The sequence below is a fragment of the Psychrobacter sp. M17(2026) genome, from assembly GCF_055699815.1.
On the sequence record NZ_CM146741.1, the window covers coordinates 777,363 to 792,849 of the forward strand.

Here is a 15,487-nt window from a genome sequence, read left to right on the forward strand (position 1 = left end):
TTTAATTCAAAACCAGTCATATTAATATGGCTGGTTTTTTTATGTATTGATGCTGAAATTAATTAAGTTAAAAGTTGCTGTCACGTGCTAGCGCAAAAATACCACATAACCTTTAAAGTGAGGATTGTCTTCCAAAAACGCTGTGCCTTGCCACTGACCACCCTCAATAATACCTACCTTAAAATCAAACGGCAAACTCTCTAACTTTTTTAAATATCGAGCGTAATTGGGTAAAGTTGTTGTGCCTTGATAGGTTTGTATAACTAGCTCATCGATGGCGTCACTTAGTTGAATAAATTGAGCATCGTCTGCTTGGTTTGACCAATCTAGCAATCCCGTTACACTCAATTGATACTGCGCTGGTAGCTGCTGACGAATACTCTTGAGCAGTTGTGCGTATTTATCGAGTCGATAGGTCGGAGCGTCATAGTCTATTTGAATGCCCATGACTTGATTGCCGGCCCGCTGCCATTTCTCTAAGCGCTCAACAACCTGCACCATAACTTCGTCTGACCACTCTTGACTGGTCGCCCGATAAACGAGCCAAATCTTTTTATCACTCAAAGAGCGAACGCCTAAACCTTGAGGTATCAGTGTTGCAAGTGTAGCCTGGACTCTACTTTCATTTCGATTTTCAGTCACACCTTCATTCTCAGTGTCATCAGTATCAGTATTGAAACGATAATAAGGCACGTTATGCGAACTAATTTCACCTTGTAAGAGGTATAAGGTATGAGCTTGGCTGAGTTTTAAGTCATCTTTGGGCGGTGTCCATAGCCAAAATTGCTCATAATCCTTAGGATTTATAACTTCATCGTTATTGATAGCACTGTTATTAATAGTACCATCGTTAACAAGAGTGATATCAGGAGACTGAGCGCTACTAAGACTGTTGAGACTATTAAGATGACTATCCACTACTGTTGCTTGTGCAGAGTTTTTAGACTGATGAGCTGGTAGAGAGTCCATGATTTGATGATAAATAAAAGCCGCAGCTATCAGTATAACTAAGCCAGTAAAAGATAATCTCAACCCTCTATGTTTCTGCTGATTTTTGCTCAAATCAATAATCCTTTATATCTACCAGTAATATTTTTGATTTTGCGCCCAGCTGGTATTTTTAAAGTCTGACTTTAAACGTTTGAACCAGGCTTTACGCACTGACATATCTACGTCTTCATTGCTGCACTGATTATTGCCAGAACTGGCAAAACAGCCAATGGCACGATGCAGTGCATAAGCGGATAGATCGTCATCTCGATTGCTTGCAAATATAGACTTATAGATGTCCAATCGATTCAATGTTTGACCTTTAAAACGACTAGGTATATCACCCAAATAAGGATAGCGATAGTTTGAGCCGCTTTGAGCAACAGTATGGTAGTCTTGGTCGTAATCCTCAAAATAGTAGGAGATACTTGTATCGTACATAAATTCAGTTAAGCATATTTGTTGTAGTCTGTCTTTTGGATTTTTGCTTAGGCGAGTAACGGTCGTAGTTAAGTCTTGGCAGATTAGATTAGGACTTATCTTTTTACCTTGCCAATTAAACTCACTGAATGAAGGTAAATGCTGCAATGTCTCATCGACGCTATCATAACCTAAATATTCTTTAGAATTTTTTGGTAGATAGTCTTTTTTATAATTTAAGAAGTCGCTATAGCGTCCATGCAGTAGCGATTTGGTCAGTAGGGCGTAGCGAGCTTCTGCACCAACAGTATCAGTGTTTGAGGAGCTATCAGCGATTTGTTTTAATAGCGCTGGATCAGCTGAATACTTTATGATACGCATTTTTAGAGTTTGAGACTTTATAGTAGCGTTATTGCCAAACAGTTTACTATAATTATTGCTTTGATCCGCTTGCAGCGCTAAAGCAAGCTCAGTTATGGTGTTTTGAAACGGTTGTTTGGGCAATTGATGCAAGCGATGCCATAGGGCGTTCGCTTCGTTTATATCTCCCATCTCCTGCAAAGCTCTTGCCTTTAATACATACTGACTAAACCTTGAATACGACATTTTTCCCGTTGGCACATCGGTTGATACATCTTTTGGTAAATGGTCCAAAGCTTGTTTTGGATTGTTTTCCTGCACAAGGTAATAGGTCGCCAGTAGATACTGATACAGATCCATACGATCTTTAAACTTGGGCTTTAACTGCTTGAGGTCGGTGAGTGTCAAAGGTTTTATAGCATTAAAAGAGCCGGCAAGTCTTAGGCGATACAGGGCAAAACTGGTGAGTAAAATAGGATCGTTAAATTTATTTATATCTACGAGTTTATCGTAGTCAGCAAAGAAAACTCTTCGTTCGATCTCTTCTGGCAATAAGCGACTGTCAAGATTAAAAAGGGGGGAGTCTGGATGGTTAATTTGCCATTCGATCTCAGTAATTAACTTACTATCTTGTCCTGACAACCAATATAATCTGCGCTGTAAGCCGCGAGCTGAGGCAATATAGCGGCCATCTTTGAAGCGACTAAGGTAGGTGTCAATAGCCTCTTGAGTACTTAAAAACAGTCTTGGATTAACAGTCTCGCTTTTATAGCGGTAGTCTCCCATACCATCCTGATAACTACGGTTAATACCCGTACGAATTAGCATGTAGTTAGTAGTATCGACTAGCCAAGCTAGCCCTGCGTTGTTATCTGCTTCGAGATCAATTAAGGCACGGTATAAATTATCGGCACTATCAAAGTCTGATTTTTTACCTAAATAAAACAGTTGAGTTGCTAGGATATAGTCGGCGTATGGCTGAGCGTTGATAGACCATTTCAATGGAAAGGTAGGGGTGCTCTTTGTTGATGTTGTGTCTACTGATGGAGTGTCATAACCGAATGAGTCAATACATTCACTACGAATAGCCCCGCGAAATTGTATCAGTTGCAAGCGCTCTTTAGGTGTCAGTTTAGGATCAAGTTTTAGAGCTTCTTCTAGTGCCTTTTCACCCGTATAAAAGCTATTACAATACTCGGCATAGTTACTTTTTTCGGATTGCTCCAAAAAATCTTGATTCGGGTTTTTGACTTTATTCACCGCTATCTGCTTTAAACTCTGCAAACTTAATGGAAAGTCATGACCATAATAGAGCTCTGGACCAATCGATTCAGAGATGTCAAAGTCAACCAAGCCTTTGTCAGCGAGTAATAAATACAAATTGGTTTGTGTATCATTGCCTGTGTCCAGGGTCGGAAAATTGATTTGGCACTCAGCATAGCTACGATTATCCAATGAAAAATTAGAGCTACAGTAGTCACCACCACCCGCTTTTGCTTGTATAGAGATCCCCGTTAAAACAGTTGTACACACTGTTAAAAATAATCCCTTAGCAAAAATATCTAAGAAGGGTTCTTTGGGTAATCTGACAATCTCTGCAACGGTATTCATAGACAACTCGTTCATGATGATTTCATTAGATTCTATAAGCATAACAGGGTTCTTTATAAAAACTAAATTCTAGGGTCGTTTAATAGACCTTATAGTTTTGTAAGATAAAATAGACACAACCGTTCACTGAAAGTGAGGTACCAATTATTTTGGGGCGCTATAATGATTACCACTATCGGCTTGTAAGCCTGTAGTTCTTTTAAGATTAGAGTTTAAGTAGCAGTCAAAGGTCATTCTTGCGCCAGTATATAAATCATTATAAATCTTTAAAGGTGTCGTAGCAGACAAAGGAATGTCATGGATTTAATAGATATCGTTGCTATAGAAGGATATATTCAGACCACTTATATGGCTGTTTATGCTGATAAATTACTACTGCTAGATTCTGGATGCAGATGCGATGTCGATAAAATATTGACTTACATCACCGATGTTTTGCAGCGTCCCATCAGCCAGCTAAAAGTGGTTATGGTCACTCATATGCATCCTGACCATGCAGGCGGTGCAGAGCTATTAAAACAAAGAACAGGTTGCCAGATCGTCACTGCAAAATCTGTACAACCTTGGTATAAAGGTATTTTGGGTCGAGTTGAACATTTGAATGATTTGGGATTGACTTATTACGTTGCTAATAGGCAAGGTAAATCGGTCACTAACGTTTGGTATAACCCTATCTTAAAAGCTGATAGTGAGGTTCAAGATGGTGACTATGTACCCTATTTTGAAGATTGGATAATCCTAGAGACACCAGGACATACTGATCGTGATTTATCCTTATGGCACCCACAGACTAAGCAAGCCTATACAGCGGATTTGATATTGGTTATCAAAGATAGATTTGTGTCCCCTTATCTTATTACTTTACCTGATGCTTATCTGGCTTCTTTAAACAAGATTAGAGCATTGCAGCCAGAGAGCTTATTACTGGCACATGACAAGAGAGCTAAAATTTATGATGAGGATTTTGATCGATTGATAGAGAAAACGCCGAACGAGCCTCGTAAAACTTCGTTAAAGAATATTCTAGGCACTGCTATTCTAAAAATTAGATTCGCACGTAAGAGAGTTGATACGCCTTAATTAGAACAATAGATAGCGAATGTTTAGACAATAAGCGAGTAAAACAATAAAAACCCCGATAACCTATAAAGGCTATCGGGGTTTTGCTAAGCTTATTACTAAATATGGTGGGCCGACCGCGACTCGAACGCGGGACCAATTGATTAAAAGTCAACTGCTCTACCAACTGAGCTATCGGCCCTGAGCGGCGTATAAAAATTGTATACAATTTTAGCCGCGCAAGAGAATTTTTCTTAAAGGAAAAATTCTAAAAGCTTTTTTTACACCTAAATTTTGATATTTAATTTAGCAAGAGAATTCAGTCATAAATTCTAAAAGCTATCTATCCAAACTAGGTTTACAACTAAACTCATTAAGCTAATACCGAGTAGGGCAAAATACTTAACAAGCATACTACTAAAATGGTGGGCCGACCGCGACTCGAACGCGGGACCAATTGATTAAAAGTCAACTGCTCTACCAACTGAGCTATCGGCCCTGAGCGGCGTATAAAAATTGTATACAATTTTAGCCGCGCAAGAGAAAATCCTTTAAATAGGATTATCTAATCCACATCGAGATAATTTCTATCCCTAAACGTGAGAGCACATTATATATAGTCTTGTGATAAATACAACCCTATAGACCCAAAAAAACGTAAATTCTATGTAAAAATTACTAAATGCTTAGTATATGCTTTTTTATATTCTGAGTTGTTTGGTTTAATCTCTTGATAAAGCCTCAACAGGATCAAGTTTGGCAGCATTACGTGCTGGCAAGAATCCAAAGATAATACCAATTAACGTCGAACAGACAAAAGCGGCAACGATAGAAGTTGTTGAATAAATAACTTGAAAGCTATCACCGCCGACTCGGTTAATCAGCTCGCCAATCGCGAAAGCTAAACCAATACCTAACAATCCTCCTAAAATACAAACTAGCACCGCTTCTATCAAGAACTGTTGCATTATATCGTTTTGACGAGCGCCAACTGCCATACGGACGCCAATTTCATTGGTACGCTCAGTTACCGATACCAGCATAATGTTCATGACGCCAATACCGCCAACGATCAGGGCAATAATAGCGATCGAGGATATGAGTAGAGTTAACGCAGTCGTTGTTGACTCTATGGTCTCGCGAATAGAGTCTGAGTTACGAATACGAAAGTCATCGGTACCATGTCGGCTGATCATTAGGGTTGAGATGGCGGATTCAGCGGCAGCAGACGATATATTATTATCAATGAGCGCGACGAAGTTCTCAATATAAGTACCGCCTATCAGCCTTGACAGCATAGTAGTGTAGGGCATATAAAAGGTTGGTGTATCGGTATTTCTAAAGCCGCTATTGTTTTCTTCAAGCACACCAATAATACGTCCAGGCACACTACCGATAAGCACGACTTCACCAATAGGGTTAGGGTTGTCGGGAAAAAAAGTCTGTAGGGCATTACTATCGATAATAACGTCTTGAGTACGGCGCAAAATACTCTGCTCATCAAAGCCCTGACCTTGGGCTAGGCTCTCGCCACTGACATTAAGATAGTCTTTGCCGACACCGCTGACACTAGCCGCTTCTTGTACATTACGGTAGCGTACATTCATATTGCTATCGAGCTGCGGGCTGACACTAATGACATAAGGCTGATCAGCGACCGCTTGCGCATCATCGGGTGTCAAATTATCATCACCGAAGTTTCGCCTAGGATCACCGTATGGATAACCATCGGTAACGGTAATAGTATTGGTGCCAAGTGAGCTAATATTAGATAGGATTTGCTCTTGAGAGCCTTTACCAAGCCCGACCACGGAGACCACCGAAGCAATACCAATGATAATACCTAGCATGGTCAAAAGCGTACGCATCTTATGTGCGCGCATGGCGAGTAGTGACATCTTAAAAGCTTCAAATAGGCGATCAATAAAGCTGCCAAACGCACTTTTTCGATGCTGATCAAGAATCGGCTCGGGCTGAGCATTTATCGGATTGTAGTGCTCGGTCTTATAATCCGCAATCTTGTACCCATCTTTGAGCTCAATGACCCGTTCGGCTTGTTCAGCTAGGTTTGGATCATGAGTAACCATGATGATCGTATGACCTTGAGCCTTTAGGTCATGCAAAATTTGCATTACATCATCACCAGATTTACTATCCAAAGCACCCGTTGGCTCATCCGCTAAAATAATGTCGCCACCATTCATAAGGGCGCGAGCAATAGAGACCCGTTGCTGCTGACCACCTGAGAGCTGATTAGGGCGATTACGAATTTTGTCTGCTAGTCCCAAATCTGAAAGCAGTTTCTCGGCGCGATCATTGCGAGCTTGCCCATCCATTCCTGCATAAACGGCAGGCACAGAGACATTGTCTTGCGCGCTGATATCGCCTAGTAGATGATAGCGCTGAAAAATAAAGCCAAAGTGCTCGCGACGTAGTTTTGCAAGCTCATCGGCATCAAGCTTGCTCACTGATTTACCAAAAATTTTATACTCGCCTGCGCTTGCCTGATCCAAGCAGCCCAAAATATTCATTAAAGTAGACTTGCCAGAGCCTGATTGACCGATGATAGCGACCATTTCACCTTGATTAATGGTCAAATCGATGTCGTGTAGCACGCGAATAGTCTGTTCGCCCGCTTTAAACTCTTTGATCAGTCCCTTTACTTGCATCAAAGGAGTACCTGCTGCGGTATTTACAATAGAGGGTTTGGTATCCATCTGCGCGTTTGCCTATATCAGTCTATCGGTCAAAATTATAAAAATTTTGAATCTATGCATCTCTACGTCTACAAATTATCATTAAAGCCTTTGATTAAAAGGGACGCCCACCACCACCACCTCTACTACTACCTTCTGCGCTCGCTTCGCTTAGAATGACTTCATCACCCTCGCTTAAGCCACTTAAAATTTGTACATTGACGCGATTATTGATACCTGTTGTAACAGGTTGATTGACGATTTCACCATCAGCCTTTAATACTCTTACCGTAGCAGTGGCTGCATTGTTTTTGACATTTTTTGGAGTGCTTTTTGTATCAGTTTTTGAGTTGTCAGGGGTATCCGCTTTATCAATACTAGTATTAGTATTACGAGTTGAACCATTAGGTTTGCTGGCTTGCAGGGCGGCTGATGGAATCAATAAAGCATTTTTTGCCTCATTGATAATAATATAAACTTGCGCGGTCATATCGATACGGAAACGACGATCCGTATTAGGTACTTCGATATAGCCGACATAGTAGATAGCAGAATCAGTAGAGCTAGTATCGCTGATGGTTTCAGGGGCGGGCTCAATAGCTTTTAGGACTGAGTCGAACTTCTGATCAGGATTACCGATGATATTGAAATACACAGGCATATTGGCTTGCACATTAATGACATCCGCTTCAGAGATTTGTGCGTTGATGCGGACAGTCGATAAGTCCGCTAAGGTAACGATAGTTGGCGCAGTTTGATTAGCGTTGACTGTGGTGCCTTGTTCGGTCGTCACTGATACGACAGTACCTGACATTGGCGCGCGAATAGTGGTGTAGCTTAGGTCTTCTTTTGCTGTGCTGACGTTGGTCTCAGACTTTCGTAGTGCCGCTTGTTGACTATTGACGTTAGCATTCGCAGTGGCAATAGCGGCCCTAGCTGTATCAATAGCAGCGCGAGCACTAGCGACGGCTGCCTGTGCCGTTTCAACTTTTGTCGCTTGGGTGTCATACTCTTGCTTTGAGATAGCGTCGATTGCGACCAATCCTTGCAGACGATCGAAGTCTGTTCGAGCTTGTCTTAGCTCTGATTGACGGCTAATAAGATCAGCTTGTGCGCTCTTTAGACTAGCTTGACGGCTAAGCACTTCTGCTTGTGCGCTTTGAATAGCGGCAACACTTTGCTCTAAAGTGGCCTGCTCATTACTTAGAGTGTTATTTTGGGTGACTTGATCGATTTGCGCAATTAAGTCTCCTTGCTGCACCTCATCACCCACCTCAACATAAAGCCGAGTCACTTCACCTGAGACTTGAGCACCAACATCAACGGTGTTTAACGCTTTGACTTTACCTGATGCCATAACGTTGTTTTCGATATCACCGATTTCGACCATTGCGGTAATATAGTTGGGAGTAATCTCTTTGGGTTTAAAGGTTCTGTAGGCTAATATTGCTAAAGCTATTACCACTAAGGCGATAACGCCCCATTTGATAGCGGATTTTTTATTCATTTTGCGCATCACAACAATCCAGTCACAGTTAAATCAAGTCTAACTATGATAGAGCGTTCAAGTCAAAAAGGGAATGGCAATTAGTTTGCGAAAGGTTAAGAGGGAAAAAATAAATCTTTTGAGGTTTACTAAGAGGTCGCTCTGAATTAATATCTCAAAAAGCTATCAAACTGGAAATAAGCGCTTTCCCGACAGCTCAAGAGCAGCTTGCAATAACAACTCCCATGCAGGCTGGCGAATTAATCCTTTAATAGCTTGGTCGCAGCGGTAAAGCAGATTAGGCCATTGGGCCGTTTGAGCGGTAGATTGACGACGGCAAGCTTGGCTGTACTGGCCTTGCTTACTGCGCCAAATACCTAAGCCTTGCGCATCTTGCCCATCCATTAACGCCATAACTAGCCGCATATCTTTGGCTATTGCCCATAGCACTAAAGTGGTTGGTTCATCGGTGGCTTTTAATTGAAATATAATCTTGGCAACTTGCTGACTGTTACCTGCGAGCATCGCATCGGATAAATCAAAAACACTAAACTGCGCATCACTGACTAAAGCCGCTTGCAGGTCAGCAATATCTAAAGCGACTTCTTTGACAGTAGCGTTTTCATTTTTATCATTTGGCTGCTCACAGTTAGAGGCCGCGAGCTGCGGCGCAAATAGATAGGAGAGCCGCCATAGAGTTTGATAAGCGCTAAGCAGGTGGTGCTCAGTATGTGACATTAGTAGCTGCCAAGCATCCAGCGATAGACGCAGACCAAATTGCTGCGCCTGTACTTGTAGCAATTGCTGGCGCTGACGCTCATCGTATAAGTTACAATCAATGATATGCCCATACTGAGTAAAGAGCGCAAACCATTTGCTGGATTGGCTACGTTTATCTTGCTTTGGCGTGAGCCACAATAGACTGTGACTATGTGCCCCTGTTTGTGCGTCTACAGCAAAACGTTCAAGCTCAGCAATGATGGCTTTGTCAGGCTTATGATTGCCCGTCACAATCAAAGCGCTGGCATCATCGAACAAGGACTGACTACTAAGCTCAGATAGGACCTCTTGCCAAGTTTTTACTGATATTAGCTCAATACGTTTGATGGCGTAGTTCTGCGCGCGCCAATGCGGTCGTAAGCTATCAATCAGCCACTGCTGTAGTAGCGGCTCATCCCCATGCGCCAGCCACAAGCCCGCAACTGCGATGGAGGGTTGCAATAATTTTGGATAAGCTTGATTAAAGGACTCTTGCATATTAAATAGTATTAACTTTAAAGGATATTAATTTTCTAATAAAGGCGATGAGGTACTATTAGGGTTAACTTTTGGCAAGCCTATCGCGACATATTGATCAGTAATACGACGGGCTAAGCTGTCGTATAGCCAATCACGAACCTGATCACCTTGTTGATCATCAGTGTTCACTGAGGCTTCGTTATACTGATAGCTACGCTCAACTTGAATAGGATTGGTCAAAGTGACAGGCTGACCATTTTGCACCGTTGTATAGGTCACATCAGCGGACAACACCAGACGAATCTCTGTCAATACCCCAACCAGCTCATAATTTCTAAAACGCACGTTGCTAATATTAATAGTAGCAATCGGCTCAGCGGTAGTATTATTAACACTGCTGTTGGCCGCGCTTTCAATCATGCTAATACCGTCAACTACATCGACGCCTAGAGCTTGCAAGCGCCGAGTCAAAGGCAATTTGAGCGGGAATGAGATACGATTGTCCTCAATAAGAATAGCAGTCTTAGCCACATCAAACTGCATCGGAGCATCATATCCGCGTAGATGGAATCCGCAACCTGTGAGCAAAAAACCAGCTGAGCCTAACACGGTGAGCAATGGCAAACTTGCAACTATTGCCGTAGCTAACTTATTGACCACTGGTGAGCGTTGATGCTTTGGGTAAGATGTCATAACCGCTATCCTTATTTTATAAAAGCGTTAATACTAAAAGGGCTTAGCCCACTACTACGATATTAACGAGCTTATTGGGTACGACGATCTCTTTTTTAATCTCGCCTGTAAGAAACTTAGCCACGCTATCTAAGCTGCGTGCTTGTGCTTTGAGCTGCTCAGGATCACTGTTAGGCGCGACCTCCATTTTGCCGCGCATCTTACCGTTCACTTGTACGATCATAGTGATGCTATCTTGAACTAAAGCGCTGGTATCAACACTTGGATAACTGAGTGCTTGAGTATCAAGCCCTAATGCTTCAAGCAAATGCTCGCCGACGTGTGGCGCGTATACTGACAGCATAATTAATAGATCAACGAGCGCTTCGTGCTGTACTTGTAGGTCTTGATTGCTAGCAGCACTAAAGCTGGCCAGCTCATTAGCTAATTCCATTAAGCTTGAGACAGGCGTGTTTAACGCCAAACGCTCGCCTAAGTCATTATCAATCTTGGCGATAGTCTCATGAGTCTTACGACGCAAATCTTTACCCGCTTTGCTCAAGTCAGTAGTATCAAGTGGCGTACTGTTAATAGCAGTAAGAGAAAAACTAGCATCGCTCAAAGCCTGCATATGCTCAGTTGCAATTCGCCAAACTTTTTTGACAAAGTTATAAGGCCCTTTTAGTGCATCATCTGACCATTCAAGCGTTTGATCAGCAGGAGCTGTAAATAAAGTATAAAGACGAACGGTATCGGCACCATATTGATCGATCGTGGTTTGTGGATCGACACCGTTGTTCTTCGACTTTGACATTTTCTCAATTTTGCCGATAGTGACAGGTTGCCCATCCGCTTTTAGCAAGGCTTTAATTGGCTGCCCACGCTCGTTATAGTCGATATCAACATCATCTGCAAAGTAATAAGTGGTACTACCATCGCTATTGACACGATAAAAAGTGCCCGCTAAGACCATGCCCTGAGTCATCAAGTTCTTAAACGGTTCATCGCCTGATACTAAGTCTTCATCGCGCATCAGCTTATGGAAGAAACGCGCATAGAGCAGATGCATAACCGCGTGCTCAACACCACCAACATACTGATCGACAGGTAGCCATTTATTGGCAGCCGCTTTATTGACCATATTTTGGCTGTCTTGCGGGCTGGCAAAGCGGGCGTAATACCAGCTCGATTCTACAAAAGTATCAAAGGTATCAGTCTCGCGCTCAGCCGCGTTACCACACTTAGGACAGCTGGTATTGACAAATGCTGGCATGTTTTTGAGAGGATTACCACGACCATCAGGAACGACATCAGTCGGTAGCACTACAGGCAGATCTTGCTCTTCAACGGGTACTGTGCCGCAATGCTCACAGTTAACCATAGGAATAGGGCAGCCCCAATAGCGCTGGCGCGAGACGCCCCAATCACGCAGGCGATATTGAATCTTTTTATTACCCAGTTCTAATGGCTCAAGCTTTGCGAGCATTGCTGCAAACGATTGCTCAAAGTCCATCCCATCAAATTCACCTGAATTGATTAAGGTGTTGCGCTCGGTATAGGCGAGGTTTGGCTCAGATCCATCAGCGGCGGCTTGTGCAGTTACGGTTTCAACGTAATCTGCTGGCATATCGATGACTTGTTTAATAGGCAGATTATATTTAACCGCAAACTCATAATCACGCTCATCATGCGCAGGCACTGCCATTACCGCACCTGAACCATAGCTCATCAGCACGTAGTTGGCGACCCAAACGGCGACCTTTTCGCCCGTTAAAGGATGCGTCACTTTAAGACCTGTATCCATGCCAATTTTTTCAGCTTTAGCCAAGTCGGCTTCTGCAACTGAGCCTTTTTTGCACAAGGCACAAAATTGTGCGATGACGTCATCATGCTCAGCAGCATACTGCGCTAATGGATGCTCAGCAGCGACCGCCACATAAGTCACGCCCATCAAAGTATCAGGACGAGTCGTAAACACATCTAAGGTATTGTCTTGACCTTCGAGATCATAAGGGAAATGTACTTCCATCCCCGCGCTACGACCGATCCAATTGCGCTGCATGGTCAACACTTCTGAGGGCCAGTGACCCTCTAGCTGATCCAAATCGTCCAATAGCTCATCAGCATAGTCGGTAATGTTGAAGTAGTACATCGGAATATCGCGCTTCTCGACGGGCGCGCCACTACGCCAGCCTTTACCATCGATGACTTGTTCGTTAGCCAATACCGTATTGTCAACAGGATCCCAGTTGACAGTAGCGAGCTTTTTATAGACTAAGCCTTTTTTGTACAATTGTAGAAACAGCCACTGCTCCCACTGATAGTAATCAGGATTACAAGTCGTCAGCTCGCGTGACCAATCAACCGATAAGCCTAATAGCTTTAATTGTGCGCGCATGTTATCAATATTGGCATAAGTCCAAGCTGCAGGGGACATCTGATGGGCAATGGCTGCGTTTTCAGCAGGCAGGCCAAAGCCATCCCAACCCATGGGTTGCATGACTTCAAAGCCCTTAAGGCGGTAATAACGGCTCAGAACGTCAGAGATAGTATAGTTACGCACATGACCCATATGCAGCTTGCCACTTGGATAGGGGAACATCGATAGCATATAGCGGCTTGGCTTATCGCTTGGCTCATTGCCGACTTCGTAACGCTTATCGCTTGCCCATTTGGCTTGTTGCGCGGCTTCGATGAGTTGTGGCTGATATAGGCTGTTGTCCATAACATGATCAATAGCATGGTCATTATCAATAGCGTTGATAGGATTATTAGTAGAATGGTCAGATGTTACAGTGCGGTTCATAGTTGGCTCAAGAGTAAAGGTTTTAATAAGAAAAATGGAATAATTTAGATAGGGTAGAATAGCTTAAATTGGACAAAATTGCGATGGGGCAGCGTAATATTAGAGTAGTATTGAGCGAGTTAATTTTTGACTAACTTATCAGATTATTATTTAACTATCACTAAGGATAATAATGACAATCACTATCTACGGCATAAAATCATGCGATACCATGAAAAAGGCTTTTACTAAACTTGATGAGCTAAGCGTTAGCTACGAGTTTCACGACTATAAAAAACAAGGCATCGATAAAGACAGCGTTCAGCGCTGGGTCGATGAATTAGGGGTAGATAAAGTCTTAAACAAGCGTGGAACCACTTGGCGTAAATTAGACGATGAGCAAAAGCAAGCGGCTGATGCTGATGTCAATAAAGCTATTGATCTACTTATTACTAATACTAGTATGATCAAGCGACCTATTATTGAGGGCATCTATAAAGATAAGCCAATATTGCTTTGTGGCTTTGACGAAACTGTTTTTAATAAAATATTTGATTAATCACACAATTTTTTCATCAATCTATATTTTATTCGGTGTATTCTAAGTTATATCATCTAATAAAATTTATTCAACTACAAACTTATCATTATTCAAAAGGATCTAGCTATGAAAAAAATACTGTTAATCGCGGCGTTAACTATGGCACCCTTACTGACTATGACTGCCCAAGCAGCAGACACCGCTACTAAAATTACCTTCGCCAAGGATAGCTACTGTGGTAGCTTTTCAGGTAATATCAAAAATGGTAAAGAATTTCGCTTATGGCTATTACCAGAGCAAAACTTAGTCATCCGTAACGTTGGTGATGATCAGATTAACGTCGCTTATGTGGCAGGGCCAAACGGTCGCTTGACAGGGGATCGCTACGACAATGAGACCTCGTATTTTACTGAGCGCAAAGGCAATCATAAGATGAAAGTCTATGGTAATAGTAGTCATAGCTCTGTCGAGTTCTGTGCGTATTAATAAGCCTGTATGTACTAGGATTATCTATAAAAAACAGAGTAGGCGTAGAGTGCATTTTATGCATCATTTAAGTGTGATAAATCACAATCGGTGCGTAAAACGTACCCTACAAAAGCTCAATCTATCAACTCATCGCTGAATCTATATCACGACTGATAAGTGTACCAACGCCTTCATTGGTAAAGATTTCAAGCAAAGTTGCATGCGGCACGCGACCATCAACGATAACTGCGCTTCTGACACCGCTACGTACGGCATCTAGCGCGCATTGTATCTTAGGTATCATTCCGCCTGATATCGTACCATCCTCGATAAGCGCGTCCACTTTTTGTGGGGTTAGACCTGTAACTACTTCGCCATCATGGCCTAGAACACCCTTGATATTGGTCAATAACATCAGCTTTTCAGCTTGCAAAAATTCGGCAACTTTACCCGCGACTAAATCTGCATTAATATTATAAGTATTACCCTCGCCATCGACACCAAGCGGTGCAATAACAGGGATAAAGTTTGAGGAAATTAGCATGTTAATGACATCTTTATTGACACTGACCACATCACCAACGTAGCCTAAATCGACAGATACCGCGATACCATCGTCACCGATCTTTTGCATAGCCATTTTTTTGGCTTGGATTAAGTTGGCATCTTTACCTGTTAGGCCGATAGCCTGTCCACCGTGCTTATTAATTAAGCTGACAATGGATTTATTGACGCCACCGCCAAGTACCATTTCGACGATATCCATCGTACTTTTATCAGTGACCCGCATGCCATCGATACGTTTGGAGGTACGCCCCAGCTCTTTTAATAAATTATCAACTTGTGGGCCACCGCCATGAACAACGACAGGATGTAGACCGACGGTTTTGAGTAGCACAATATCACGGGCAAACGAGCTTTCAAGCTCTGGATCAGTCATCGCATTACCGCCGTACTTGACGACGATTAATTTACCCACAAAGCGCTGAATGTAAGGTAAGGCGGTAGTGAGTACTTCAGCGGTGATCTTGGCATCGTCTAGATTAAGCGACATTATCTACTCCTAACATAGGGTTATCAGTTCAAAAGTTATTTTAAAAGGGTGAGGTTTAGCTATTTTGAAATAGTACAGAGATTTTAATAATATAAATTTTTTATGG

At 42.4% G+C, this 15,487-nt stretch carries 11 protein-coding genes and 2 tRNA genes; 3 read left to right on the forward strand and 10 right to left on the reverse strand.

The window, feature by feature from the left end:
* Positions 1-87: 87 nt before the first annotated feature.
* The gene (locus ACR63T_RS03400; protein ID WP_472784764.1) at positions 88-969 is read right to left on the reverse strand and encodes a DUF3142 domain-containing protein; all 882 of its coding nucleotides are present in this window, start codon (positions 967-969) and stop codon (positions 88-90) included.
* Between the two features lie 111 nt (positions 970-1,080).
* On the reverse strand, positions 1,081-3,396 hold the full coding sequence (locus tag ACR63T_RS03405; RefSeq protein ID WP_472784765.1) for a PA5441 family protein: 2,316 nt from the start codon (positions 3,394-3,396) through the stop codon (positions 1,081-1,083).
* A gap of 282 nt (positions 3,397-3,678) precedes the next feature.
* Between ACR63T_RS03405 and ACR63T_RS03410 the strand changes: the two genes are divergently transcribed.
* On the forward strand, positions 3,679-4,461 hold the full coding sequence (locus ACR63T_RS03410) for an MBL fold metallo-hydrolase (protein WP_201572277.1): 783 nt from the start codon (positions 3,679-3,681) through the stop codon (positions 4,459-4,461).
* Positions 4,462-4,566: 105 nt separating this feature from the next.
* On the opposite strand, the gene ACR63T_RS03415 is transcribed toward ACR63T_RS03410, so the two are convergent.
* The 7 genes from ACR63T_RS03415 to leuS form a co-directional block, all read right to left on the reverse strand.
* Positions 4,567-4,642: transfer RNA gene (locus tag ACR63T_RS03415), tRNA-Lys, on the reverse strand.
* Between the two features lie 221 nt (positions 4,643-4,863).
* Positions 4,864-4,939, reverse strand: a tRNA-Lys gene (locus tag ACR63T_RS03420).
* Between the two features lie 223 nt (positions 4,940-5,162).
* Positions 5,163-7,157, reverse strand: a complete 1,995-nt coding sequence (locus ACR63T_RS03425) for a MacB family efflux pump subunit (RefSeq protein WP_472784766.1) — start codon at positions 7,155-7,157, stop codon at positions 5,163-5,165.
* Positions 7,158-7,251: 94 nt separating this feature from the next.
* Positions 7,252-8,652, reverse strand: coding sequence for a permuted SH3 domain-containing protein (locus tag ACR63T_RS03430; protein ID WP_472784767.1), 1,401 nt, complete (start codon positions 8,650-8,652; stop codon positions 7,252-7,254).
* A gap of 156 nt (positions 8,653-8,808) precedes the next feature.
* A complete protein-coding gene (gene holA, locus ACR63T_RS03435; RefSeq protein ID WP_472784768.1) occupies positions 8,809-9,879 on the reverse strand; it encodes a DNA polymerase III subunit delta in 1,071 nt (356 codons plus the stop codon).
* 27 nt (positions 9,880-9,906) lie between these two features.
* Positions 9,907-10,554: an LPS-assembly lipoprotein LptE gene (locus tag ACR63T_RS03440; RefSeq protein ID WP_472784769.1), complete on the reverse strand. Its 648-nt coding sequence runs from the start codon at positions 10,552-10,554 to the stop codon at positions 9,907-9,909.
* Positions 10,555-10,597: 43 nt separating this feature from the next.
* Positions 10,598-13,258, reverse strand: a complete 2,661-nt coding sequence (gene leuS, locus ACR63T_RS03445; RefSeq protein WP_472785222.1) for a leucine--tRNA ligase — start codon at positions 13,256-13,258, stop codon at positions 10,598-10,600.
* Between the two features lie 253 nt (positions 13,259-13,511).
* Between leuS and ACR63T_RS03450 the strand changes: the two genes are divergently transcribed.
* Positions 13,512-13,877, forward strand: coding sequence for a Spx/MgsR family RNA polymerase-binding regulatory protein (locus ACR63T_RS03450; RefSeq protein WP_472784770.1), 366 nt, complete (start codon positions 13,512-13,514; stop codon positions 13,875-13,877).
* Positions 13,878-13,985: 108 nt separating this feature from the next.
* Positions 13,986-14,345, forward strand: a complete 360-nt coding sequence (locus tag ACR63T_RS03455) for a hypothetical protein (RefSeq protein WP_290188847.1) — start codon at positions 13,986-13,988, stop codon at positions 14,343-14,345.
* A gap of 124 nt (positions 14,346-14,469) precedes the next feature.
* Here ACR63T_RS03455 and argB read toward each other — a convergent pair whose 3' ends face one another.
* Complete coding sequence (gene argB, locus ACR63T_RS03460; protein WP_201572299.1) at positions 14,470-15,381, reverse strand: acetylglutamate kinase; 912 nt, start codon at positions 15,379-15,381, stop codon at positions 14,470-14,472.
* Positions 15,382-15,487 lie beyond the last annotated feature (106 nt).

Coding starts and splice junctions, on each gene's coding strand:
- ACR63T_RS03400 (WP_472784764.1), bottom strand. CDS start 969: ATGGACTCTCTACCAGCTCATCAGTCTAAAAACTCTGCACAAGCAACA.
- ACR63T_RS03405 (WP_472784765.1), bottom strand. CDS start 3,396: ATGAACGAGTTGTCTATGAATACCGTTGCAGAGATTGTCAGATTACCC.
- ACR63T_RS03410 (WP_201572277.1), top strand. CDS start 3,679: ATGGATTTAATAGATATCGTTGCTATAGAAGGATATATTCAGACCACT.
- ACR63T_RS03425 (WP_472784766.1), bottom strand. CDS start 7,157: ATGGATACCAAACCCTCTATTGTAAATACCGCAGCAGGTACTCCTTTG.
- ACR63T_RS03430 (WP_472784767.1), bottom strand. CDS start 8,652: ATGCGCAAAATGAATAAAAAATCCGCTATCAAATGGGGCGTTATCGCC.
- holA (WP_472784768.1), bottom strand. CDS start 9,879: ATGCAAGAGTCCTTTAATCAAGCTTATCCAAAATTATTGCAACCCTCC.
- ACR63T_RS03440 (WP_472784769.1), bottom strand. CDS start 10,554: ATGACATCTTACCCAAAGCATCAACGCTCACCAGTGGTCAATAAGTTA.
- leuS (WP_472785222.1), bottom strand. CDS start 13,258: ATGGACAACAGCCTATATCAGCCACAACTCATCGAAGCCGCGCAACAA.
- ACR63T_RS03450 (WP_472784770.1), top strand. CDS start 13,512: ATGACAATCACTATCTACGGCATAAAATCATGCGATACCATGAAAAAG.
- ACR63T_RS03455 (WP_290188847.1), top strand. CDS start 13,986: ATGAAAAAAATACTGTTAATCGCGGCGTTAACTATGGCACCCTTACTG.
- argB (WP_201572299.1), bottom strand. CDS start 15,381: ATGTCGCTTAATCTAGACGATGCCAAGATCACCGCTGAAGTACTCACT.